Source organism: Devosia sp. (genome assembly GCF_041917035.1).
Classification (GTDB): domain Bacteria; phylum Pseudomonadota; class Alphaproteobacteria; order Rhizobiales; family Devosiaceae; genus Devosia_A.
In genome coordinates this window covers 1-21,107 of record NZ_JAYRYM010000041.1, presented here as the reverse complement: position 1 = coordinate 21,107, position 21,107 = coordinate 1, and the positions used below count along the sequence as shown (strand labels likewise).

The 21,107-nt window shown below is 66.4% G+C and carries 22 protein-coding genes; 11 read left to right on the top strand and 11 right to left on the bottom strand.

The genetic code is table 11. The annotated features are described in order from the left end of the window. The 3 genes from ACE3TU_RS06870 to pepN all read right to left on the bottom strand — a co-directional run. On the bottom strand, positions 1-409 hold a 409-nt coding region (locus ACE3TU_RS06870), incomplete at its 3' end, for a hypothetical protein (protein ID WP_374621968.1). A 193-nt stretch (positions 410-602) separates the two neighbouring features. Next, positions 603-1,874 (bottom strand): sensor histidine kinase, encoded by a 1,272-nt coding sequence (locus tag ACE3TU_RS06865; protein WP_374621965.1) that lies wholly within the window; start codon positions 1,872-1,874, stop codon positions 603-605. 182 nt (positions 1,875-2,056) lie between these two features. Next, on the bottom strand, positions 2,057-4,699 hold the full coding sequence (gene pepN, locus ACE3TU_RS06860; RefSeq protein WP_374621962.1) for an aminopeptidase N: 2,643 nt from the start codon (positions 4,697-4,699) through the stop codon (positions 2,057-2,059). A gap of 306 nt (positions 4,700-5,005) precedes the next feature. Between pepN and ACE3TU_RS06855 the strand changes: the two genes are divergently transcribed. Further along, positions 5,006-6,865, top strand: a complete 1,860-nt coding sequence (locus tag ACE3TU_RS06855; RefSeq protein WP_374621974.1) for an ABC transporter ATP-binding protein — start codon at positions 5,006-5,008, stop codon at positions 6,863-6,865. A gap of 213 nt (positions 6,866-7,078) precedes the next feature. Beyond that, positions 7,079-8,947: an ABC transporter ATP-binding protein gene (locus ACE3TU_RS06850; RefSeq protein WP_374621960.1), complete on the top strand. Its 1,869-nt coding sequence runs from the start codon at positions 7,079-7,081 to the stop codon at positions 8,945-8,947. An 83-nt stretch (positions 8,948-9,030) separates the two neighbouring features. Here the strand turns inward: ACE3TU_RS06850 and ACE3TU_RS06845 are convergent, their stop codons facing one another. The 3 genes from ACE3TU_RS06845 to ACE3TU_RS06835 all read right to left on the bottom strand — a co-directional run bounded on the left by ACE3TU_RS06845 (position 9,031) and on the right by ACE3TU_RS06835 (position 10,493). Further along, positions 9,031-9,345 (bottom strand): hypothetical protein, encoded by a 315-nt coding sequence (locus ACE3TU_RS06845; RefSeq protein ID WP_374621957.1) that lies wholly within the window; start codon positions 9,343-9,345, stop codon positions 9,031-9,033. A gap of 27 nt (positions 9,346-9,372) precedes the next feature. Next, positions 9,373-10,107, bottom strand: a complete 735-nt coding sequence (locus tag ACE3TU_RS06840) for a metalloregulator ArsR/SmtB family transcription factor (RefSeq protein ID WP_374621955.1) — start codon at positions 10,105-10,107, stop codon at positions 9,373-9,375. Between the two features lie 89 nt (positions 10,108-10,196). Continuing rightward, entirely contained in the window at positions 10,197-10,493 is a 297-nt protein-coding gene (locus ACE3TU_RS06835) for an ArsR/SmtB family transcription factor (protein ID WP_374621952.1), read from the bottom strand. A 77-nt stretch (positions 10,494-10,570) separates the two neighbouring features. On the opposite strand from ACE3TU_RS06835, the gene ACE3TU_RS06830 reads away from it, so the two are divergent. The 7 genes from ACE3TU_RS06830 (at position 10,571) to ACE3TU_RS06800 (ending at position 16,513) form a co-directional block, all read left to right on the top strand. Next, entirely contained in the window at positions 10,571-10,792 is a 222-nt protein-coding gene (locus ACE3TU_RS06830) for a DUF2892 domain-containing protein (protein WP_374621950.1), read from the top strand. Beyond that, on the top strand, positions 10,792-11,685 hold the full coding sequence (locus tag ACE3TU_RS06825) for an MBL fold metallo-hydrolase (RefSeq protein WP_374621947.1): 894 nt from the start codon (positions 10,792-10,794) through the stop codon (positions 11,683-11,685). Before ACE3TU_RS06830 ends, ACE3TU_RS06825 begins: the two co-directional genes overlap by 1 nt. Before the next feature lie 44 nt (positions 11,686-11,729). Then, the gene (locus ACE3TU_RS06820) at positions 11,730-12,056 is read left to right on the top strand and encodes a TIGR01244 family sulfur transferase (RefSeq protein ID WP_374621944.1); all 327 of its coding nucleotides are present in this window, start codon (positions 11,730-11,732) and stop codon (positions 12,054-12,056) included. Between the two features lie 73 nt (positions 12,057-12,129). Next, positions 12,130-12,912 (top strand): sulfite exporter TauE/SafE family protein, encoded by a 783-nt coding sequence (locus tag ACE3TU_RS06815; protein ID WP_374621941.1) that lies wholly within the window; start codon positions 12,130-12,132, stop codon positions 12,910-12,912. A gap of 58 nt (positions 12,913-12,970) precedes the next feature. After that, positions 12,971-13,339: a TIGR01244 family sulfur transferase gene (locus tag ACE3TU_RS06810; RefSeq protein ID WP_374621971.1), complete on the top strand. Its 369-nt coding sequence runs from the start codon at positions 12,971-12,973 to the stop codon at positions 13,337-13,339. 174 nt (positions 13,340-13,513) lie between these two features. Beyond that, a complete protein-coding gene (locus ACE3TU_RS06805; RefSeq protein ID WP_374621938.1) occupies positions 13,514-16,006 on the top strand; it encodes a glycoside hydrolase family 2 protein in 2,493 nt (830 codons plus the stop codon). A gap of 12 nt (positions 16,007-16,018) precedes the next feature. Next, complete coding sequence (locus ACE3TU_RS06800; RefSeq protein WP_374621935.1) at positions 16,019-16,513, top strand: GNAT family N-acetyltransferase; 495 nt, start codon at positions 16,019-16,021, stop codon at positions 16,511-16,513. Here the strand turns inward: ACE3TU_RS06800 and ACE3TU_RS06795 are convergent. Further along, the gene (locus ACE3TU_RS06795; protein WP_374621933.1) at positions 16,507-17,142 is read right to left on the bottom strand and encodes a pyridoxamine 5'-phosphate oxidase family protein; all 636 of its coding nucleotides are present in this window, start codon (positions 17,140-17,142) and stop codon (positions 16,507-16,509) included. The two genes, ACE3TU_RS06800 and ACE3TU_RS06795, sit on opposite strands and share 7 nt — an antisense overlap. A 238-nt stretch (positions 17,143-17,380) precedes the next feature. Here ACE3TU_RS06795 and ACE3TU_RS06790 point away from each other — a divergent pair, with 238 nt between their 5' ends. Together ACE3TU_RS06790 and ACE3TU_RS06785 are read left to right on the top strand one after the other, a co-directional pair. Further along, the gene (locus ACE3TU_RS06790) at positions 17,381-18,292 is read left to right on the top strand and encodes a DMT family transporter (RefSeq protein ID WP_374621930.1); all 912 of its coding nucleotides are present in this window, start codon (positions 17,381-17,383) and stop codon (positions 18,290-18,292) included. A gap of 1 nt (position 18,293) precedes the next feature. After that, positions 18,294-19,214: a DMT family transporter gene (locus ACE3TU_RS06785; RefSeq protein ID WP_374621927.1), complete on the top strand. Its 921-nt coding sequence runs from the start codon at positions 18,294-18,296 to the stop codon at positions 19,212-19,214. Here ACE3TU_RS06785 and ACE3TU_RS06780 read toward each other — a convergent pair. From ACE3TU_RS06780 to ACE3TU_RS06765, 4 genes are all read right to left on the bottom strand, one after another. Next, on the bottom strand, positions 19,211-19,501 hold the full coding sequence (locus tag ACE3TU_RS06780) for a CcdB family protein (RefSeq protein WP_374621924.1): 291 nt from the start codon (positions 19,499-19,501) through the stop codon (positions 19,211-19,213). The two genes, ACE3TU_RS06785 and ACE3TU_RS06780, sit on opposite strands and share 4 nt — an antisense overlap. Then, positions 19,501-19,692 carry a type II toxin-antitoxin system CcdA family antitoxin gene (locus tag ACE3TU_RS06775; RefSeq protein WP_374621921.1) on the bottom strand — a complete coding sequence of 64 codons (192 nt, stop codon included), beginning with the start codon at positions 19,690-19,692 and terminating at the stop codon, positions 19,501-19,503. Before ACE3TU_RS06775 ends, ACE3TU_RS06780 begins: the two co-directional genes overlap by 1 nt. 146 nt (positions 19,693-19,838) lie before the next feature. Then, complete coding sequence (locus ACE3TU_RS06770) at positions 19,839-20,729, bottom strand: metal ABC transporter permease (protein WP_374621919.1); 891 nt, start codon at positions 20,727-20,729, stop codon at positions 19,839-19,841. After that, a partial coding sequence (locus ACE3TU_RS06765) for a metal ABC transporter permease (protein WP_374621916.1) occupies positions 20,729-21,107 on the bottom strand: 379 nt, incomplete at its 5' end. The genes ACE3TU_RS06770 and ACE3TU_RS06765, both read right to left, overlap by 1 nt.

Sequence of the window (21,107 nt, the reverse complement as noted above, 5' to 3'; positions counted from 1 at the left end):
GCAGGACCAGGGTATCGGGCCGGGTGCGCGGACCCCACCAGGCGATGTGTTCCGACCAGGTGGGCAGTCCCGGTCGACCGCGGATCAGCGTTTCGATCGGGATCTGGCGGCGACCGTGATCGTGAAAGCTCGCCGTGGCGTCGACGCCGTTGCGCAGCACGTAGATGGCCTTGCGTGCGTCCTGCGGCCGGCCGTGCGTCTTGAGGATGCGGACCGGCGCGTTGCCGAAGTCGAGGGTTCCGTCATCGGTCGGCGCAATCCGGCCGGTCAACTCCTGCAGCTCGCGGTTTCCGCCCAGATCCTCGTTGTAGATCGCCGCCGAGGGCAGGCCGAAGCACTGCGACAGGATGATCCGCATCATGGTGTTGCCGCTCCGTGGATAGGAGGCGAGCCAGACGACAGGGATCACGTTGTCATTTTCGGCGTGTACGACGTCGACCCGCGTGGCGCGCCTGACGCGCCACGTCGCAGATTCGGCATAGCTGAACTCCCCCAGATGACCCCGGCTTTGCGCCATTGTGGTCGGCAGTCAGCAAAGTCGGAACACGAACGAAGTACAATCCGACAAGAGAAGGGTGAGGCGGAATGTCGCGTCTCGCGCCTCAGGCCGCCCGCGCGGCGTCCCGGGTGGCGATGGGCAGGCTGACCGCCACGGTCGTCCCCAGCCCCTGGCGGCTGTCGATGACGAGCGTGCCGCCGCTGAGCTCGGCGATGGCGCGCGCGATGGCAACGCCGAGCCCGGCGCCCTCGCGGTCGCGGGTGAGGGCGGCGTCGCCGAAGGCGAAGGGCTGCGACACGGCGGCCAGATGCTCGGGCGCCATGCCGATGCCGGTATCGGCAATCTCGAGCACGACGCCGTCGGCGGCGGCATAGGCGGAGAGCGTCACCTTGCCGCCGCGCGGAGTGAAGCGGATGGCATTCTCGACCAGATTGGCGACCATGCGCTCGAGCGCGAAGCGGTCGGCCGCGAGGACGGCGCCGCATGGCCCACCGAGCCCCATGACGAGGCCGGCCCGCTGCGCCTGCGAAGAGAAGCGGCGCAGGATCGTCACCAGCAGATCGTCGACGCCGAAGCAGTGCTGCTGCAGCTCGCGACGGCCACCTTCGAGTTCGGCGAGCTCGAGGATCGAGGCGAAGAAGCCCAGCAGCCGCTCGCCCGAACCCTTCACCGCTTCGATGTAGTTGAGGTAGCGCGCGTCGCCGAGCGGTCCGTAGGGCTGCTGATGCAGCATGTCGGCAAAGCCGATGATGTGGTTGAGCGGCGTGCGGATGTCATGGCTGAGATGGGCGAGGAAGCTGGTCTTGGCGCGACTCGCCGCCTCGGCCTTCTGCTTTTCTTCCTGGAAGCGCCGGGCGAACTGCCGCTGCTCCTCCCGGATCGAAGTGAGCAACTGGTTGGTGCGCCGGCTCTCGGTGATGTCCATCACCAGCGTGACGAAGCCGCCGGTGGCGAGCGGACGCTCCTCGACGAGCAGCGTCGAGCCATCTTCGCGCTGCAATTCGAGGAGGCGGTTCTGCCAGTCCTCGCGCACAGCCTGCATCGAGCCGCCCGCGCTCAGCCGGCCGATCACGTCGTGATAGTCGGCCCCCGGCGACAGGTGCGACGGCGCCGCACCGAGCCGCTCGGCAAAACGCTGATTGCCGGCGATCAGCCGGGCCTCGGCGCTCCAGCAGGCGACGCCGAAGGGCAGGGTGCCGATAAGCGCGCCGATGGATCCTGCCTCGCGATCCGGTTCACCGGCCAGGCGGTCGGCAAGGCGCCGCAGGAGGCGGACCAGCGGCCACTTCAGGTGTCGGTCCACGACCAGGCGCAGCCGAGCCATGGCTGCGCGGAATCGCTCCGCCCCGGCGCCGGATCGCTCCGTCGTCTGCATCAATATCTCCGCCTAAGTATCTGGGGCGACCCCGCAGACCGCGACCCCACGAACCGACTTTGAATCTGCTTCGCCGTCACTGTCCAGTGGGGGTGCCGCCGGGCCTCCTCGTGCATCGCGAATTCGTGAGTCGGCTGAATCACTTAGGCAGGAAGAAAAAGTTTTCTAGCAGTAACGAAGTGTTAACCGGCCAGCATCCGCTCGAGGATGTCTGCCGTGTTGCGGCTGAGCTGCGTCGAATCCCTGAGGAGTTTCAAGGCGTTCTCGGCGAGAGCGCGGCGCCCGGGCTCGTAACCCTGCCAGACCCGGAAGGCGGTGAGGACACGCGCCGCGACCTGCGGGTTACGCGGGTCGACATCGGCGACGAAGTTCGCGACGAACCGGAAGCCCTCGCCGTCGGCGCGGGCGAACTGGGTCGGATTGTTCATGCCGAAGGTCGCCATCAGGGCGCGCAGGCGATTGGGGTTGTTGCGCGGAAAATCCTTCTCCGCCAGCACGGCCGAGATGCGGCCGAGGACCCCTGGTTCGGCGGCCTGGGCGATCAGCGCCAGCCATTTGTCGAGGACGAGCGGATCGGCGGTGAAGCCGTGGCGGAAGTCGGCGAGCAGCATCTCGGCATCGCCGGTCCACGCCCCGACAATGCTGGCCAGCGCGGACAGGCGGTCGGTCATGTTGAGTGCCCCCTCGTACTGCTCGCGCGCCAGCCGCGCGCCATCGGTACTGCCACCGAGCACCAGCAGCGACAGCGCCGTGTTCTTCATGGCGCGGCGTCCCGCCTGCTGGAAATCGGGCGAGTAGGCGAGCCGGCTGTCATTGGTGAGGTAGATCCGCTCGAGCGTCGGCGCGATGCGGCCGACGATGTCGGCCACCAGCTTGAGCCGCGCGTCGCGGATGGCATCGGGGTCGATGTCGCTGACCAGGGCGCGCGCCACCACCTGCTCGGAGGGCAGCCCCAGGGCGTGGGCCTTGAACGCCGGATCGAGGTCCTTGGCGAGGGCGGTCTCGTCGAGCGCCTGCGCCAGCGCGCCGACCTGTGCGTCGGACCAGGCGGTACCGCGCGCCGCCCCGACCATCAGGCGGGTCGCCGCGTCCTGCAGCGATTGCCAGCGGTTGAACGGGTCGGCATCGTGGCGCGCGAGGAACAGCTGGTCCGTCTCGCTGAGCGGGGTGTTCAGCCGCACCGGAGCCGAGAAGCCGCGCAGCAGCGACGGCACCGGCCGGTTCGGGATGCCCGAGAAGGTGAGCGACAGCGTCTCGCCGTCCATCACGATCAGGTCGTCGCCGTCGATGCGGCCGCCGCTGACCGACGTCCAGCCCATGGGGCTGCCATTCGGGCCGATCAGTCCGAAGCGGATCGGCAGCACCATCGGCCGCTTCTCCGCCTGTCCCTGCGTCGGCTGGGTCACCTGTCGCAATTCCAGCGTGTAGGTCTGGCTCGCCGCGTCGTAGCGATCGGTGACCGTCACCTCCGGAGTGCCGGCCTGCAGGTACCATTGCTGGAAATGCTGCAGGTCGACCCCGTTGGCGTCCTCGAAGACCCTGATGAAGGCTTCGATGGTGGTGGCCTCGCCGTCGTGCCGTTCGAAGTAGAGATCCATGCCCTTGCGGAAACCGGCCTCGCCGAGCAGCGTGGCCAGCATGCGGACGATTTCGGCGCCCTTCTCGTAGACGGTCGCCGTGTAGAAGTTGTTGATCTCCTTGTAGCGGTCGGGCCGCGCCGGATGGGCCAGGGGCGAGGCGTCCTCGGGAAACTGCACCTGGCGCAGCCCCCGCACCTGCTCGATCCGCGCCACCGCCCTGCTGCGCTCGTCCATCGAGAACTCCTGGTCGCGATAGACGGTGAGCCCCTCCTTGAGGCAGAGCTGGAACCAGTCGCGGCAGGTGATGCGGTTGCCGGTCCAGTTGTGGAAGTACTCATGCGCGATGACGCGCTCGATGGCCGCGTAGTCGGCATCGGTGGCCGAGCCGGGACTGGCAAACACCAGCTTGTCGTTGAAGATGTTGAGGCCCTTGTTCTCCATCGCGCCGAAGTTGAAGTCGGAGACGGCGACGATGTTGAACACCTCGAGGTCGTACTCGCGCCCGAAGCGGCGCTCGTCCCAGGCCATCGACCGCTTCAGCGAATCCATGGCGTAGGCGCACTGGCCCTCCTTGCCGGGCTCGCAGTAGATGGCGAGGGCCACGTTGCGGCCGGAAGCCGTGACGAAGCTGTCATGGATCGAGCCGAGCCTGCCGGCCACCATGGCGAACAGGTAGGCCGGCTTGGGGAACGGGTCGTCCCAGACGGCGAAATGGCGGCCATCGGACAGCCTGCCGGTCTCGACCAGATTGCCATTGGCGAGCAGGACCGGCGCCAGCGCCTCCTCGGCAGTGAGCCGCACCCGGAACGGGGCGAGGATGTCGGGTCGGTCGAGGTAGTAGGTGATGCGCCGGAAGCCCTCGGGCTCGCACTGGGTGCACCAGGTGCCGTTCGAGCGGTAGAGGCCCATCAGCCGGGTGTTCTTCTCCGGCTCGACCGCGACCTCCGTCTCGAGCACGAAGCGGCGGAGCGGCGGTTCGGAAATCACCAGCCCGGCCGGGCCCGCCTCGTAGGCTGTGAGCGCCAGCGGCAGGCCGTCGATGGCGATCGAGTGGAGCTTGAGCTCCTCTCCGTCGAGCGCCAGCGGCGTGCCCGGGGCCGTTCCCTCGCGTGGCACCACGGTCAGGAAGGCCCGCACCCGCGACACATCGGGGGCAATACGAACATCGAGTTCGACTTTCTCGATGCTGTAGGGGGTTGGCGCATAGTCGCCGAGGAACACCGCTTCTTCGTTTTCGCCGCGCATCGATATCTCCGCAGAATCAGACCGTAACCAACTGTGGCATGCCCGCAACAGCCGAATCCGGTCATTGGTGTATTCTATTGGGCTGTCGCCTGCCTGCAGTCACGATCCGAGCCAAATCCGGCAGTATTGGGATCGCGCGCCGGCCCGGGCCGACAGCCGCACCTCCGACGATCAAACCATTGTCGTGTGCGTATTCCAATATTGTTCAAAGGGTAAGCCCTGCTTTGGGCGACAACCCGCTTGACCTCAACCGCAGTTGAGGGCGCAGCGCTGTCGCCAGTGCCGGCCGTGGAGAGAGTGCTGCAGATGATCGATCCGGTGTTCAAGTGGTTCGAGAGCCGCCTCAACCCCTATCCGACCAGCGAGCCGGAGCAGCCGCCTCCGACGCTGCTGGCCTTCTGCCTGCACTTCTCCAGGGGCGCCAAGCGCTGGCTGATCGCCATGGCGATCCTGGGCGCGGCGATCGCCGTGGGCGAGGTGATGCTGTTCGGCTTCATGGGCTCGATCATCGACTGGCTGAGCGATGCCGACCGCTCGACCTTCCTCGAAACCGAGGGCTGGAAGCTCGGCGCGATGGCGCTGGTGCTGCTGATCGTCCTGCCGCTGCTGCAGATCGTCGACACCCAGATCATCCATCAGACGCTGCTCGGCAACTTCCCGCAGCGCATCCGCTGGATGGCGCACCGCTACCTGCTGCGCCAGTCGATGAGCTACTTCCAGGACGAGTTCGCCGGGCGAATCGGCGCCAAGCTGATGCAGACCGCCCTCGCCGTGCGCGAGGTGGTGATGAAGCTGCTCGACGTCACGGTGTTCGTGGTGGTCTATTTCGCCGGCGCCGTGGTGCTGGCGGCGATGAGCGATCTCTGGCTGGCAGTGCCGTTCCTCGTCTGGCTGGCCGCCTATGTGGCGCTCCTGTGGTACTTCATCCCCAGGCTCGGCAAGATCTCGGAGAAGCAGGCCGACGCCCGCTCGCTGATGACCGGCCGCATTGTCGACAGCTACACCAATATCGCCACGGTGAAGCTGTTCTCGCACTCGCGGCGCGAGGAGTCCTACGCGCTCGAGGCGATGGACGAGTTCATGGGCACGGTGCATCGGCAGATGCGCATGGTGACGGTGCTGCAGGTGGTGATCACCACCATGAACAACGTGCTGCTCGCCGCCGTCGTCACGATCGGCATCACCCAGTGGCTGGGCGGCACCATGACGCCGGGCGCCATCGCGGTTGCCGCGGCGCTGGTGCTGCGCTTCCAGGGCATGAGCCAGTGGGTGATGTGGGAGATGTCGGCGCTGTTCGAGAATATCGGCGTGGTGCGCGACGGCATTAGCTCGATCTCGTTGCCGCGCGTCGTCGCCGATCGACCCGAGGCAAAGCCGCTGGGGCCGGTCAAGGGCGACATCCGCTTCGACAAGGTGAGCTTCCACTACGGCAAGCAGTCGGGCGTCATCGACGGTCTCGACCTCGCCGTGCGGCCGGGCGAGAAGATCGGCCTCGTCGGTCGATCGGGGGCCGGCAAGTCGACGATCGTCAACCTGCTGCTGCGCTTCTACGACCGCGAATCCGGCCGGATCACCATCGACGGCACCGACATCGCGACGGTGCAGCAGGACTCGCTGCGCGCCCAGATCGGCGTCGTCACCCAGGATACCTCGCTGCTGCACCGCTCGGTGCGCGAGAACATCCTTTACGGCCGGCCCGATGCCACCGAAGAGGAGATGCAGGCTGCGGCCAGGCTGGCCGAGGCCGATGCCTTCATCGACACCCTGGTCGACCTCAAGGGGCGCAAGGGATACGACGCCCATGTCGGCGAGCGCGGCGTGAAGCTGTCGGGCGGGCAGCGCCAGCGCATCGCGATTGCCCGGGTCCTGCTCAAGAATGCCCCGATCCTGGTGCTGGACGAGGCGACTTCGGCGCTCGACAGCGAAGTCGAGGCGGCGATCCAGGGGCAGTTGCAGCTGCTGATGCGCGGCAAGACGGTGATCGCGATCGCCCATCGCCTGTCGACCATCGCGGCCATGGACCGGCTGGTGGTGCTCGACAAGGGCAGGGTGGTCGAGCAGGGCACCCATGGCGAGCTGATCGCGCTCGGCGGCACCTACGCCAAGCTCTGGGCCCGCCAGTCCGGCGGGTTCCTGCAGGACGCACTCGAGGAGGCGGCGGAATGAGCCGCCCCTGATCCCGCCCGGCGAGGGCGGTGACGACGGCAGAGACGACCAGCGACTTCAACATCCCAAGGAGGGACAGATGGATACGCCCAATACCCTTTTTCCGGCCCGTACGGCACAAGCAGCGCTGCGCTCCAAAGTGAAGCGAAAACAATCTGATAGAGCCTTGACCTGACGCCAAGTCGGAGATCGGGCTCGGAACATGAGTGAGAAATGCTCAACCGAGTCATTGCCTGGTTCGACGCCCGCTACAGCCCTGTAGCGCTGGCCAAGGACACGCAGCCCCCCATGGGGGTGCGCAAGTTCATCCTGTACTTCGTCAAGCAGTTCAAAGCCGCCTTCGCCCTGCGCGTGGTGCTGGTCGCCATCGGCTCGGTCGCCGATGCGATGATGCCCATCTTCGTGGGGCTGGTGGTGGGGATGCTGTCGTCCACGCCGCCGGGTGAGATCTTCACCCAGCACTGGCCGACATTCCTGTGGATGATCGCCACCGTGGTGGTGATCCGGCCGACGGCGTTCCTGTTCGACACGCTCATCCGCAACCACGCGATCGTCCCCAACCTCGTCGACATCGTCCGCTGGCAGAGCCACTGGCACGTGATCCGGCAGAGCTGGACCTATTTCCAGAACGACTTTGCCGGGCGCATCGCCAACAAGATCATGCAGGCGGGCGAGGCCATCGAGACGGCCGTCAATCTCGGGATCGATGCCGCCTGGTATGCCCTGGTCTTCGTGGTGGTGGCCGTGGTGGTGCTGGCGCAACTGGACTGGGTGCTGCTGGTACCCATCGCCATCTGGCTGGTGCTCTACGGCATCCTGTTCGTCATCGTCATGCCGCTCATCGCCAGGTACTCCGAGGATCTGTCGGAGGCCAAGTCGGTGATGACCGGCCGGATCGTCGACAGCTACACCAACATCCACACGCTGAAGACGTTCTCGACCGACGGGCACGAGGACGCCTACGTGGCCGACTCGGTGACGGCGCACGCGGTGGAGTTCCGCAAGCTCATGCGGGTCTTCACCTACATGTGGTCGACGCTGTTCGTGCTCAATGCCGGGCTGGTGGTGTCGATCACCTGGCTGGCGCTCAACGGCTGGAACCAGGGGACGCTGAACGCCGCGGCAGTGGCGACGGCCATCCCCTTCGCGCTGCAGATCATGAACATGAGCGGCTGGATCCTCGAGATCGGCTCGAACATCTTCAGGCAGGTCGGCACCGTGAAGGACTCGATGGACACCATCGCCCAGCCCATCGCGATGGAGGACAAGCCGGGAGCGACGAGGCTGGTGGTCACCGAAGGGGGAATCGCCTTCGACGATGTCAGCTTCAGCTACTGGCGCGGCAAGGAGGGAACGGTAATGGAGGGGTTCAACCTCTCCATCCGCCCCGGCGAGAAGGTCGGGCTGGTCGGGCGCTCCGGCGCCGGCAAGTCGACGCTGGTCAACCTGCTGCTGCGGCTGTTCGACGTCGAGGCGGGATCGATCCGCATCGACGGGCAGGATGTCCGCGACGTCACGCAGGAGAGTGTCAGGGCGGCCATCGGCCTCGTCAGCCAGGACACATCGCTGCTGCACCGCTCGGTGCGCGAGAACATCAAGTACGGTCGCCAGAGTGCGACCGATGAGGAGATGATCCGCGCCGCCGAACAGGCCAAGGTCGCCGAGGTGATCGAGGCTCTGCTCGATCCGCGGCAGCGTCGCGGCTACGACGCGCATGTCGGCGAGCGGGGCGTCAAGCTGTCGGGCGGGCAGCGCCAGCGCGTCGCCATTGCCCGGGTGCTGCTCAAGAACGCGCCGATCCTGATCCTCGACGAGGCGACATCGGCGCTCGACAGCGAGGTCGAGGCGGCGATCCAGGAGCAGCTGACCAGCCTGATGCAGGGCAAGACGGTGATCGCCATCGCGCATCGGCTATCGACCATCGCCGCCATGGACCGGCTGGTGGTGATGGATGCCGGCCGCATCGTCGAGGAAGGGACGCACGCCGAACTGCTGGCCCGCCGCGGGCACTATGCCCAGCTGTGGGAGCGGCAGTCGGGCGGCTTCCTCGACCTCGACGCCAAGGCCGACGCGGCCGAGTAGCCAAGGCGGGGGGCGGTCTGCCGGCCGCCCCTCACCCCAGGTCAGCGCTGGAGCGGCGCCGGACGGCGCCCCCCCCGCCAATGCTACATCTGGATGCACTCGCACACTTCGATCGAGCCGCCCGCCGCGCGGATCGGGCATCCCGTGGCGAGTTCGGTCGCCCGCTCGAGGTTCGCGGCCTCGATCACGGTGTAGCCGGTGATGGGATTGCCGCCGCCGCCCTCGGCAACCGCCCCGCTGGCGGCCACGGTGCGGGCCCTGCCGGTCGGCGCGCCGCCATCGGCGATGGCCGGACCCAAGAGGCCATACCAGTCGTTCCAGGCCTTCATCACCCGTTCGCCTTCTTCCGGCGTCGCCGGCATGCCGCCACCATGATAGGCGAGAAGATATTTTGGCATTTGCAGTCTCCCTGTTCTGTCCCGGCTTCACATGCCGGGAACGTTGAGCGGCTTGCCGGTCTCGAGCAGCGTCTTGAGACCGGCGATGATGCCCGGCCACCCCGACTCGACGCCTGCATTGGCGTCCTCGTAGCAGTGGTGGGTGAGGCGGAAGCGGCAGATCTCGCCCAAAGGCTCGATCTCGAAGGTGACACGCGTCTCCTTGCTGTTCTCGGCCCAGGGCGGCAGGAAGGTCGAGACGATGCGCGTCTTGGGGGTCACCTCGACCACCGCGCCGTCGAGCATCAAGCCGCCGTCCTTGTCGGCATAGCGGAAGGGGCCGCCCGGCCTCAGGTCGGTGGAGAGGCGCGCCCCGTAGTAGTATTGCGCGGTCATGTCGGGGTTGATCAGCGCATCCCACAGCGCGTCCTGGGTGGTGCGGATATAGGTCTCGATGACGAAATCGGGCTTTCTGGGCATGGCGGGCGGACTTTCCAAACTGCGTTTCAGGTCCAGCGCGAAGCGCGCGAACGGCTTCTGGTAGGGCGCGATCCAGCGGTCGGCGAGCTCCTGGATCGGCGCCGCGTTGAGGTAGTGGTACTTGAACCGCCCTTCGCGGCGGGTGGTCACCAGTCCGGCGTCCTCGAGCACCCTGAGGTGCTTCATCACCCCGAAGCGCGTCATCCCCAGGCCCTGCTCGAGTTCCGTCAGGGTCTGGCCGGCCCGGTCCCGCAGCGTGTCCAGCAACTGGCGACGCGTCGGATCGGCGAGTGCTTTGAACACGGCGTCCACGGGAAACACGATAGGTGACCAAATGGTCACATGTCAAGCGTGCCTGATGCTTCTCCCGCCGTGCAAGGGCAGGGCGGGGCTCAGACGGCGCAGTAGATGCCGTACAAGGTCTGCAGAACCGCTTCGACCGCCGGGCTGGCGAGGCGGTAGTGGATGGACTGGCCCTCGCGACGCGTCTTGACGAGGCCCAGGGCCCTTAGCTTGCTCAGGTGCTGCGACAGCGGGCTCTGGTTGAGTCCGACGCGCTCGCTGAGCTGGGTCACCGTCAACTCCTCGTTGAGCAGGTGGCACAGGATCATCAGCCGGCTCTGGTTCGCCATCGCATTGAGCAGGCTGGCGGCCATGTCGGATTTTTGCGCGAGAAGCGTCGGTTCCATCTTGATCATATTAGAACATACGAATATATGAATGGAAAGGGTGATCTTGAGGGTCGCCGAAAATTGGAGAAAGCGCCATGTTCACTGCCAATGTGGGAGCGCCCGACCGCATCGTCCGACTGGTTCTCGGCATCGCCTTGATCGCGTTGCCGTTTGTCGGCGGAGCGGCCTTCGCCAGCCCGATGCTGGCCTGGGGTCTGCCGATCGTCGGTCTCGTCCTTGCGGCCACCGCATTCCTCGCCTTCTGCCCGATCTACAAGGTCCTGGGGCTCTCCACCAAGCGTCGTGAGCAGCACTGATGGGTACCCTGCCATTTGCCGCCGACACGTCGGTCAGGCCCGAAGTCCTGTCATTCTTCGACCCCGCGACCAACACCATCTCATATGTGGTGCGCGACCCCGATTCGACAGCCTGCGCCGTCATCGATTCCGTGATGGACATCGACTACGCCGCCGGACGCATCACCTATACCAGCGCCGACACGATCATCGATGCGATCAAGCAGCGCGGCTGGACGGTCGAGTGGCTGATCGAGACGCACGTGCATGCCGACCACCTGTCGGCGGCGCCCTACATCCAGTCGAAGCTGGGCGGCAAGCTCGGCATCGGCGAGAACATCACCATCGTGCAGAACACCTTCGGCAAGGTGTTCAACGAGGGCACCGAGTTCCAGCGTGACGGCAGCCAGTTCGATCGCCTGTTCAAGGATGGCGACAGCTACACCATCGGCACCCTGGTCGCTCACGTCATGCACACGCCCGGCCACACGCCGGCCTGCATGACGCACGTGGTCGGCGACGCCGCCTTCGTCGGCGACACGCTGTTCATGCCCGATGCCGGCTCGGCCCGCGCCGACTTCCCCGGCGGCGACGCCCGCCAGCTCTATCGCTCGATGCGCCGGATCATGGACCTGCCGGGCGAGACGCGCCTGTTCATGTGCCACGACTACGGTCCGAACGGCCGGAACATCCAGTGGGAAACCACCGTCGCCGACGAGCGCGAGCACAATGTGCACGTGCGCGACGGCATCGACGAGGACACCTTCGTGCGCATGCGCGAGGCCCGCGACGCCACGCTGGCCATGCCCCGGCTCATCATTCCCTCCCTGCAGGTGAACATGCGGGGCGGGCAGCTGCCGCCGACCGACAAGGACGGCAATGTCTTCCTCAAAGTCCCAGTGAACGGATTGTGACCATGTGGCCCTTTTCCTCCTCCTCCGAACCGAAAGAGAAGAAAGTGAACTTCAAGAACCTCGACAAGGACTACGCCGTGACCGGCCAGATTCTCCCGGCCCAGATCCCGGCCGTTGCGGCCGCGGGCTTCAAGTCGATCGTCTGCGCCCGCCCCGACAACGAGGACCACGGCCAGCCCAGCTTCAACGAGGTGGCCCGCGAGGCCGAGCGCGCCGGCATCCAGATCATCCACGTTCCGGTGTCGGGCATGGTCAGCCAGGGCGCCTTCATGAAGTTCGAGCAGGCCATGAAGCAGATGCCCAAGCCGGTGCTCGCCTATTGCCGCTCCGGCGGTCGCGCCGCCAGCCTCTACTCGATGCTGCGCAACTAGCCGGCACTTCACCCGACAGCCGACGGATCCCGGTCCGGCGATGCCCTGGCATCGCCGGACGGCCGGAGGCTGTTTGCCCGAGGGCGATATGATGGACTTCAGCGTGGCAGCCCTGGCCTCGGGAACCCTGGTGGGGTTCGTGCTCGGCCTTGTCGGCGGTGGTGGGTCGATCCTGGCCACCCCGCTGCTGCTCTATGTCGTGGGCGTCGCCAGCCCGCATGTCGCCATCGGCACCGGAGCGCTCGCCGTCGCGGCGAGCGCCTCGCTCAACGTCGCCGGCTATGTCCGCCGCGGGCTCGTCCGCTGGCGACCGGCGCTGAGCTTTGCCGGGCTGGGTGTCGTCGGGGCGCTGGCGGGTTCGAGCCTGGGCAAGCTGGTCGATGGCGATCAACTGCTCCTTGCCTTCGGCCTGTTGATGGCCGCGGTGGGCGTGCTCATGCTGCGGCCGCGGCCCGTTGCCCGGCAGGCGGATGCCGCCAGCCCCCGTCCGCAATGGCTTTTGCCGGTGCTGGCGGTGCTCAGCGGCCTCGCCTCCGGATTCTTCGGCATAGGCGGCGGCTTCCTGATCGTGCCGGCCCTCGGTCTTGCGACCGGGATGCCGCTGATCGAAGCGATCGCCGCGTCGCTGGTCTCGGTGACCGCCTTCGGGCTCGCGACCAGTGCCAACTACGCGCTCTCCGGCCTCATCGACTGGCCGATTGCCGGCCAGTTCATCGTCGGCGGGTTCGTCGGCGGGCTCGGCGGGACCTGGCTCGCCACCTATCTCAGTCGCTTCCGCCGCGTGCTGAACCTGATTCTCGCCGGAGTGATCCTCGCGGCGGCCGGCTACGTTACCTACCGGGCAGCGTATCTCTAGGCGAACGCCGCGACGCATGATCTCGGTCAAGAATGACCGATGCTGCCCATGCTAGCGAATCAACGCCACTCAGCTTGACGGGAGAAAGATCATCGCAATCGCATTCAGGACACTGGCCGACGACTATGCGGTGACCGGCCAGATTCGCCCGGCCGAGATTCCCGCCATCGTGGCGGCCGGCTTCAAGTCGATCATCTGTGCCCGCCCGGACGGCGAGGACAATGGCCAGCCCCGCTTCAGCGATGTGGCAGATGAGGCTCGCCGCAACGGCCTCGAGCCGGTGCACATTCCGGTCAGCGGCGAACTCAGCACCCAGGCGTTCGGCAAGTTCGAGCAGGCCATGCGGACCATTCCCAAGCCGGTGCTCGGCTATTGCCGGTCGGGCAACCGGGCGGCGAGCCTGTACACGCTCCTGCATCGCAGCTAACGGCGTCCCGACTCCTTCCGGGGCGTTGTCGGCCACCGGCGGTCCCCTCCCCGCCGGTGGCCTTTCCGTTCGGCGCGCTTGGCAGGCCCCTCAAGGCCGGCTACAAGCCCCATCGCTCCGCCGAAATCGATTGCACGACGCGATCGCCAGGCGGACGGCGGGCAGGGGGGCGACATGGGCGGAGCAGCAGGGGCGGCGGACGCGGCGATCGGCGACTACACCGAGATCGACCTTGCCGGCACCTTTACCCTCACCTCGCCCGGCAACAAGCTGAAGCTGCCCATCGCGCTGCCCGGCGACGTCCACTCGGCGTTGCTCGCCGCCGGCGAGATCCCCGATCCCTATTTCGGTGAGAACGAAACCGAGGTGATGTGGGTCAACCGCACGCCGTGGACGGTGGAGCGCAAGTTCAAGGCGACGCCTGCCGAGATCGACGGCTACCTGACGCTGACCCTCGAGAACGTCGACTGCATCGCCACCGTGTTCCTCAACGGCGAGGCCATCGCCGAGACCCAGAACCAGTTCATCCGCTACGACATCGACGTCACCGGCAAGCTGAAGGCGGGCACGAACACCCTGCGCCTCGAATTCGCCGTGACGCGCGACGTGGCCAGGGCGCGCGCCAAGGCACATCCCTTCCCGCTGCCCTTCACCAACAACTACCTCTCGAACGGCCTCGAGGGTGTGCACATGAACTTCGTGCGCAAGGCCGCCTGCCATGCCGGCTGGGACTGGGGCATCTGCCTGATGCCGACCGGGGTCTATGGCCGGATGGCGATCCGTCGCTCGCGCCTCGCCCGGCAGGAGAGCGTCACGGTCGAGCAGGCGCATGGCAAGAAATCGGTCGAACTGTCGATCACGACTCGCGTTTTCGCCTTTGCCGAAGGAACGGTTGAACTCACCCAGGAGATCGACGGCCAGAAGCTCGTCGACAAGCTGGCGGTCCGACCCGGCGAGAACGTGTTCACGCACAATGTCACGATCCGCAACCCCAGGCTCTGGTGGCCGAACGGGCAGGGCGAGCAGCCGCTCTACGAACTGTGGACGACGCTCGACGGCGAGCTGACCAAACGGCGCATCGGCCTGCGCAAGCTCGAGTGGATCGTCGACAAGGACGAAATCGACCACTCCTTCAAGGTGCGCGTCAACGGCCGCGACATCACCATGTTCGGCGCCAACTGGATTCCCGCCGACGCCATCCCCTCGCGCATCACGCCGGAAGTCATCCGCGACCTGCTCGACAGCGCCCGTGCCGTGAACATGAACATGCTGCGCGTCTGGGGCGGCGGGCAGTACGAGCCGGACTGCTTCTACGAGATCTGCGACGAACTCGGCCTGCTCGTCTGGCACGACTTCATGTTCTCGTGCATGAGCTACCCGTCGAACCGCGAGTTCCTCGCCGATGTGCGCACCGAGGTGACCCAGCAGGTGCGGCGGCTCAATCACCACGCCTCGATCGCCATCTGGTGCGGCGACAACGAGGTGATCGGCTCGATCCAGTGGTATTCCGAGACCAAGTCCGACCCGGCGCGCTACATCGCCAACTACGACCGGCTCAACTCGATGCTCGGCGACATCGTCGCGGACGAGGACCCCAGCCGCCGCTTCTGGCCGTCGTCTCCGTCGCTCGGCTACCTCGACTTCTCGGACGGCTGGCACTCCGATACGCGCGGCGACATGCACTACTGGAGCGTCTGGCACGAGGCCAAGGACTTCTCGGCCTATCGCGACGTCAATCCGCGCTTCGCCTCCGAGTTCGGCTTCCAGAGCTTCACCTCGATGAATGTCATCGAGACCTTCGCCCGGCCCGAGGACATGAACCCGACCTCGCCGGTGATGGAGGCGCATCAGCGCAATACCGGCGGCAACTCGCGCATCCTCGAGACCATGACGCGCTATTTCCGCTTCCCGGCCGATTTCGAGAAGATGGTGTTTCTCTCCCAGATCCAGCAGGGCCTCGCGATCAAGACCGCCATCGAGTACTGGCGCTCGACCAAGCCGCGCTGCATGGGCACGCTCTACTGGCAGATCAACGACATCTACCCCGTCGCCAGCTGGTCGAGCCTCGACTATGGCGGGCAGTGGAAGCTGCTGCACTACATGGCGAAGCGCTTCTTTGCGCCGATCAACGTGGTGGCCGTGCCCGACGGCGGCACGCTGCTGCTCAAGGCGATCAACGACACGGCCAGCAAGGCCGAGATCGCGCTGGAGGTGAGGGCCGTCGATGCCGCCGGCAAGGCCCGCGTGATCGCCACGGCGAGGGTCAAGACCAACCCGGACAAGGCCGTGGTCGCCACCAAGGTCAGGCTCGGCGACCTCGGGCCGAACGAGTTCCTGTTCTTCTCTTGGACGGCCGAGGACGGCAGGCCGCTGGGCGAGAACGACTACTTCCCCAAGGCCTACAAGGCCTACGATATCGCCTCGGCCAGGGTGAAGGCGAACTGGTCGGGCAGCGACGAGGCGCCGGTGCTGACGCTGACGGCGGACAAGCCGGCAATGTTCGTGACCGCCACGGTCGATGTGCCGGGCTATTTCTCGGATAATGCGGTGACGCTGGTGCCCGGCCGCGAGGTGAAGCTGAGCTTCACGCCGCGCCGGGGGGCGGTGGTGAGCAGGGACGCGCTGGCGGGTTCGCTGAAGCTCGGCCATCTGCGCGAGACGTACTAGTCTGGAAGCCCCGTGGCATCCCCGCCCATCCGCCTCGCTGCCGCTACCGAACGCCGCGAATTGCGGCGCATGCTGGAAGGCTACCTGGCGGAACTCGCCCGGTTCGGAGATGTGGACCTCGACTACCCCTGGTTCGGTGCCTATTGGCATGACGGGGAGGCGCGATGGCCCTATGTGCTCCTGGATAAAAACGGCCACACAGCCGGCTTTGCCATGGTCAACACGCACGCGCCGTCCGGAGTTCCCGTCGACCATGCGATGGCCGAGTTCTACGTGCTGCCGGAGAGGCGAGGGGCGGGAACTGGCCGTGCGGCGGTGCGGGCCCTTCTCGCCGCCCACCCCGGGACATGGGAGTTGTCCGTGCTGCAGGCCAATCACAAGGCGCGACGGTTCTGGTCCTCGGCGCTCGATATCGCCGAAGTGACCGGACTGCATTCGTTCGAGATGGGCGATGTCACGATCTATCGGTTCTGCGCCCTGGGAGAAAGCCCGCCGGCCGCTCAATAGAGCGTTCGCCTGTAGTCCTCCTCGAGGCCGTCGTCGATCCGGCGCATCTCCTCGTCACCCGGTGCGCCCGTGGTGTCGTCGAGGATCATCTTGATCAGTGACGGCATGTCGCTGCGCTTCTGGAAATGCCGGGGGTCCCACAGGTGGGAGCGGCGGAACGCCTTGGCGCAGTGGAGAAAGACCTCGGTGACCCGGACCACGATGGCGAGGGTCGGGACGCGGTCGTTGACGATCATGCCGTCAAGAATTGCGCGGTCGGTACTGAGACTCGCCTGGCCGTTGACCCGCAGGGTGTCGTCGAAGCCCGGGATGATGAACAACAGCCCCACGCTCGGGTTGGCGATGATGTTGCTGAGGCTGTCGAGCCGGTTGTTGCCGGGCCGGTCCGGGATCGCCAGCGTGCGCTCGTCGAGGACGCGAACGAACCCCGGCGGGTCGCCTCGCGGGCTGACATCGGCTTTTCCCGCAAGGTCCTGGGTGCCGAGGCACAGGAAGGGCGAGCGCGCGATGAACGCCCGGGCATGATGGCCGAGCGCGGGCTGGAACTTCTGCACAGCCAGGTCATGAGTGGCGGGGAACAGGCTGCGGAGCGTCTGCTCGTCCCTGATGATGAACGCTGGATCGATCATGAAGCCCTCCCGATGCCCCGTCGTCGCGGGTCCGGCACGAAAGATGATCACAGTGAGGTACGTACATCAAGTCATCATGGAACCGCTGCTTCGCCGGCGAACCTGCAGCGTCATGCGCGAGCCGCGCTTGTGGTCCGGGACGAAACCGGAAATGTTGCCGCTGCGGCATTGACAGCCTCCGGCGCGCCGCCGATTGGTGGAGACGGTCGTTCTTCTCCCCTGCGGCCCGGATACGCGCATGACTTCCCGCATCGCCCCAGTCGAGGAACGCCGCAATCTCGGCATCGGCATCCTGCTGTTCGCGCAGCTGTTCTTTGCCACGCTCGATACCTCGGCCAAGTACCTGTCGAGCGTCGGGATACCGCTGGGAGAGATCGTCTTCATCCGCTACGCCGTGCATGTCGCCCTGGCGCTGGCGCTGTTCCTGCCGGTGCAGCGCAACCTCTTCGTCACCCGAAACTGGCGCCTCGAGGTGCTGCGCGGGCTCTGCCTGCTCGGCGTCACGGCCGCCAATTTCCTTGCCCAGCGCTTCCTGCCGCTCACCGTCACCGGGGCCCTGATGTTCACCATGCCGCTGATGGTGACGGCGCTCTCCGGACCATTGCTGGGCGAAAAGATCGGCTGGCGGCGCTGGGCGGCGGTCGCCGCCGGCTTCGTCGGCATCCTCGTCATCGTCAGGCCGGGCACCGACGCGTTCCACCCGGCCTCGCTGATCTGCCTCGCGGGCGCCTTGTCCGCCGCCTTCTACTCGATCATCACGCGCAAGCTGGCGGGCATCGATTCCGCCGCGACCCAGCAGGTCTACTCCGGCATCATCTCGCTCGCCTGCGTGACACCCTTCGCCTTCGGCGGCTGGGTCTGGCCGACCACCGGGGGCAGCTGGTTCGCCTTCCTCGCCATCGGCATCGCCGGCATGATCGCGCACCAGCTCAACACCATCGCCCACCGCTTCGCGCCGCCCTCGGCGCTGGCGCCGTTCGGCTACACCGAACTGCTGCTGCTCGCGCTGGCCAGCTGGATGATCTTCGGTGAACCGCCCGATGCCTGGTTCTATCTCGGCGCCCCGATGATCATCGGCTCGGGCATCTACATCTGGCTGCGCGAGCGCAAGCTCAACCGTGCCGTCACCATCGAGCCGGTGGAGGATTGAGATGGCTGCCGCGGTCAAGCCCATCGAGGATCGCCGGCTGCTCGGCATCGGCCTGGTGCTGTTCGGCTACCTCACCTTCGCCATCATCGACAGCTGCGCCAAGTGGATGATGCAGCGCGGCATACCGCCGATGGAGGTGGTCTTCATCCGCTACTTCGGGCAGTTCGTGCTGGTGCTGGCGCTGCTCGGGCCGCAGACCGGTCCCGTCGCCATGGTCCGCTCGCGCCGGATCTGGCTCGAGATCGTGCGGGCGCTGTGCCTGCTCGGCTCGACCATCGCCAACTTCATCGCCATCACCTACATCCCGCTGACGGTCACCGGTTCGATCAACTTCACCACGCCGCTGGTGGTGTGTGCGCTGTCGGTGCCGCTGCTGGGCGAGCATGTCGGCTGGCGGCGCTGGCTGGCGATCCTCGTCGGCTTTGCCGGCGTGCTGATCATCGTGCGGCCGGGAACCGCCGAGTTCCACCCGGCCATGCTGCTCTCGGTGCTGTGCGTGCTGTTCACCTCCACCTATTTCATTCTCACCCGCAAGCTGGCGGGGGTGGACGGGTCGGCAACCCAGCAGTTCTACGCCGCCGGCGTCTCGACCCTCTGCCTCGTGCCGTTCGCCTTCGGCGGCTGGGTCTGGCCGAGCAGCCTCGAGACCTGGATTCCCTTCATCGCCATCGGCACCTTCGCCATGATCGGACACCAGGCGGTCACGGTGGCGCACCGCTTCGCCCCGGCCTCGGTGCTGGCGCCGTTCAACTACATGCTGATCGTCTATCTCACCGCCTCGAGCTGGCTGGTGTTCAACCAGCCGCCGGATGCCTCGATCTTCATCGGCGCCCCGATCGTCATCGCCTCGGGCCTCTACATCTGGCTGCGCGAACGGCAGCTGGCGAGGTCCGTGGTCACCGATTTGGTGGGACGGGACTAGAAGCCGACGAAGATCATGTCGAGCGCGGCGACGATTTCGTCATAGTGGGCGTCGAGCGTGCCGATGGCGGTGCCAAGGGATTTCTCGGGAACCGCGGCCAGCAAATGGGTCGCCATCACGAATTGACTGTTCTCGACTTCAAAAACTGGATGCAGGCGGCGCATCGCCTGGGGCGAGGCTTCCGCCGGCAGCAAGGGAACAACCAGTCGCGTTCCGAGGCCCCAAACGAGGTCAGTTTGAACATCATACGATCCGGATTCGCCCCGATAGAGGTCGAAACGCGCCATCAGAACTGACGGTACTTTGCCAGTGGCAAACCATGCTGTTCGACATAGTCATTCCACGCCTTGATGGCGTCGGCGTTCTCTTCGAGCCACTGCCGACCTTCGGTCGATATCACGCCTCGCTCCGAGGGCGGCTGCCAGAGCGACCTGCGTTCTGCGATGTCGGGTGGGCGCGGCGAGGACTGTTTGTTCATGTTCAACTCCAGCTGGCGCGAATCTAGACCAGATATGCCCATCGACCAACCGATCGTGTGGTTCGGACTTCCGCCCTCCGCAACGCGCGAGCCCACGAAGGCGATCGGCAGCCTGAAGTGGGCACCCGATCGCTACAAGAGGCGGCTCAGCCTCCGCCGGACAGCCGACCGAGCGGCGGCTTCGGCCGCGCCGATGCCTCTTCCCGCCGGCGCAGCAGGCCGGTGCGCGGGGCGAACAGCAGCGCCAGGATGAACACGCCCGCCTGCAGCAGCACGATGCTCGGCCCGGAGGCGGCATTGATCTGGAAGCTGATCAGGGTGCCCAGCACGCTCGAGCCGATCGCCACCGCGACCGCGATGGCCAGCATCGATTCGAAGCGCCGGCTGACGAGGAAGGCGATCGCGCCGGGCGCGATCAGCATGGCAACGACGAGGATGATGCCGACCGCCTTCAGCGCCGCCACGATGGTCAGCGACAGCAGCGCCAGGAGGCCGTAGTGCAGAAGCGGCACGTTGAGCCCGATGGCCCGCGCGTGCTGCGGATCGAAGGCGTGCAGCAGGAAGTCGCGGCGCTTGGCGAGCACGATCATCAGCGTGCCGCCGGCGATGATCGCCACCTCGACGAGGTCGGCGGTCGTCACCCCGAGCATGTCGCCGAACAGGATGTGGGTCAGGTGCTGTTCGGTCTCGATCCGGCTGAACAGCACCAGCCCGAAGCCGAACATGCCGGTAAAGACGATGCCCATGGCGGTGTCTTCCTTGATCCGGCTGTTGTCCTTGAGGTAGCCGGTGGCGACCGCCGAGAACAGCCCGGCGACGAAGGCGCCGATGGCGATGGGCAGCCCGACGACATAGGCGATGACGATGCCCGGCAGCACCGCGTGCGAGATCGCGTCGCCCATCAGCGACCAGCCCTTGAGCACGAGGAAGCACGAAAGCACGGCCGACACGGCCCCGACCAGCACCGCGACGAGGAGTGCGCGCTGCATGAAATCGTAGCCGAGCGGCTCGATGAGGAAGGTTTGCAGGAACTCCATCAGACCAGCCCTCCCTCGCGCAGGGCCCGGCGGCGGGCGGCGATCCGCCCGTGCTTTGGCGCGAAGAAGAAAGCGACGAGGAACAGCACCGTCTGCAGCGTGACGATGACGCCACCGGTCGCGCCGTCGAGAAAGAAGCTGACATAGGCGCCGGTGGCCGCGGTCACCGCACCGAGCAGGACGGCCAGCACCAGCAGCACCTGGAAGCGGTCGGTGAGCAGGTAGGCGGTGGCCCCGGGCGTCACGACCATGGCGATGACGAGAATGGCCCCGACCGTCTGCAGCGCGGCCACCGTCGAGGCGGCCAGCAGCGTGAAGAACAGCACCTGCAGCAGCCGCGGGCTGAGCCCGATGGTGCGCGCGTGGTTCTCGTCGAAG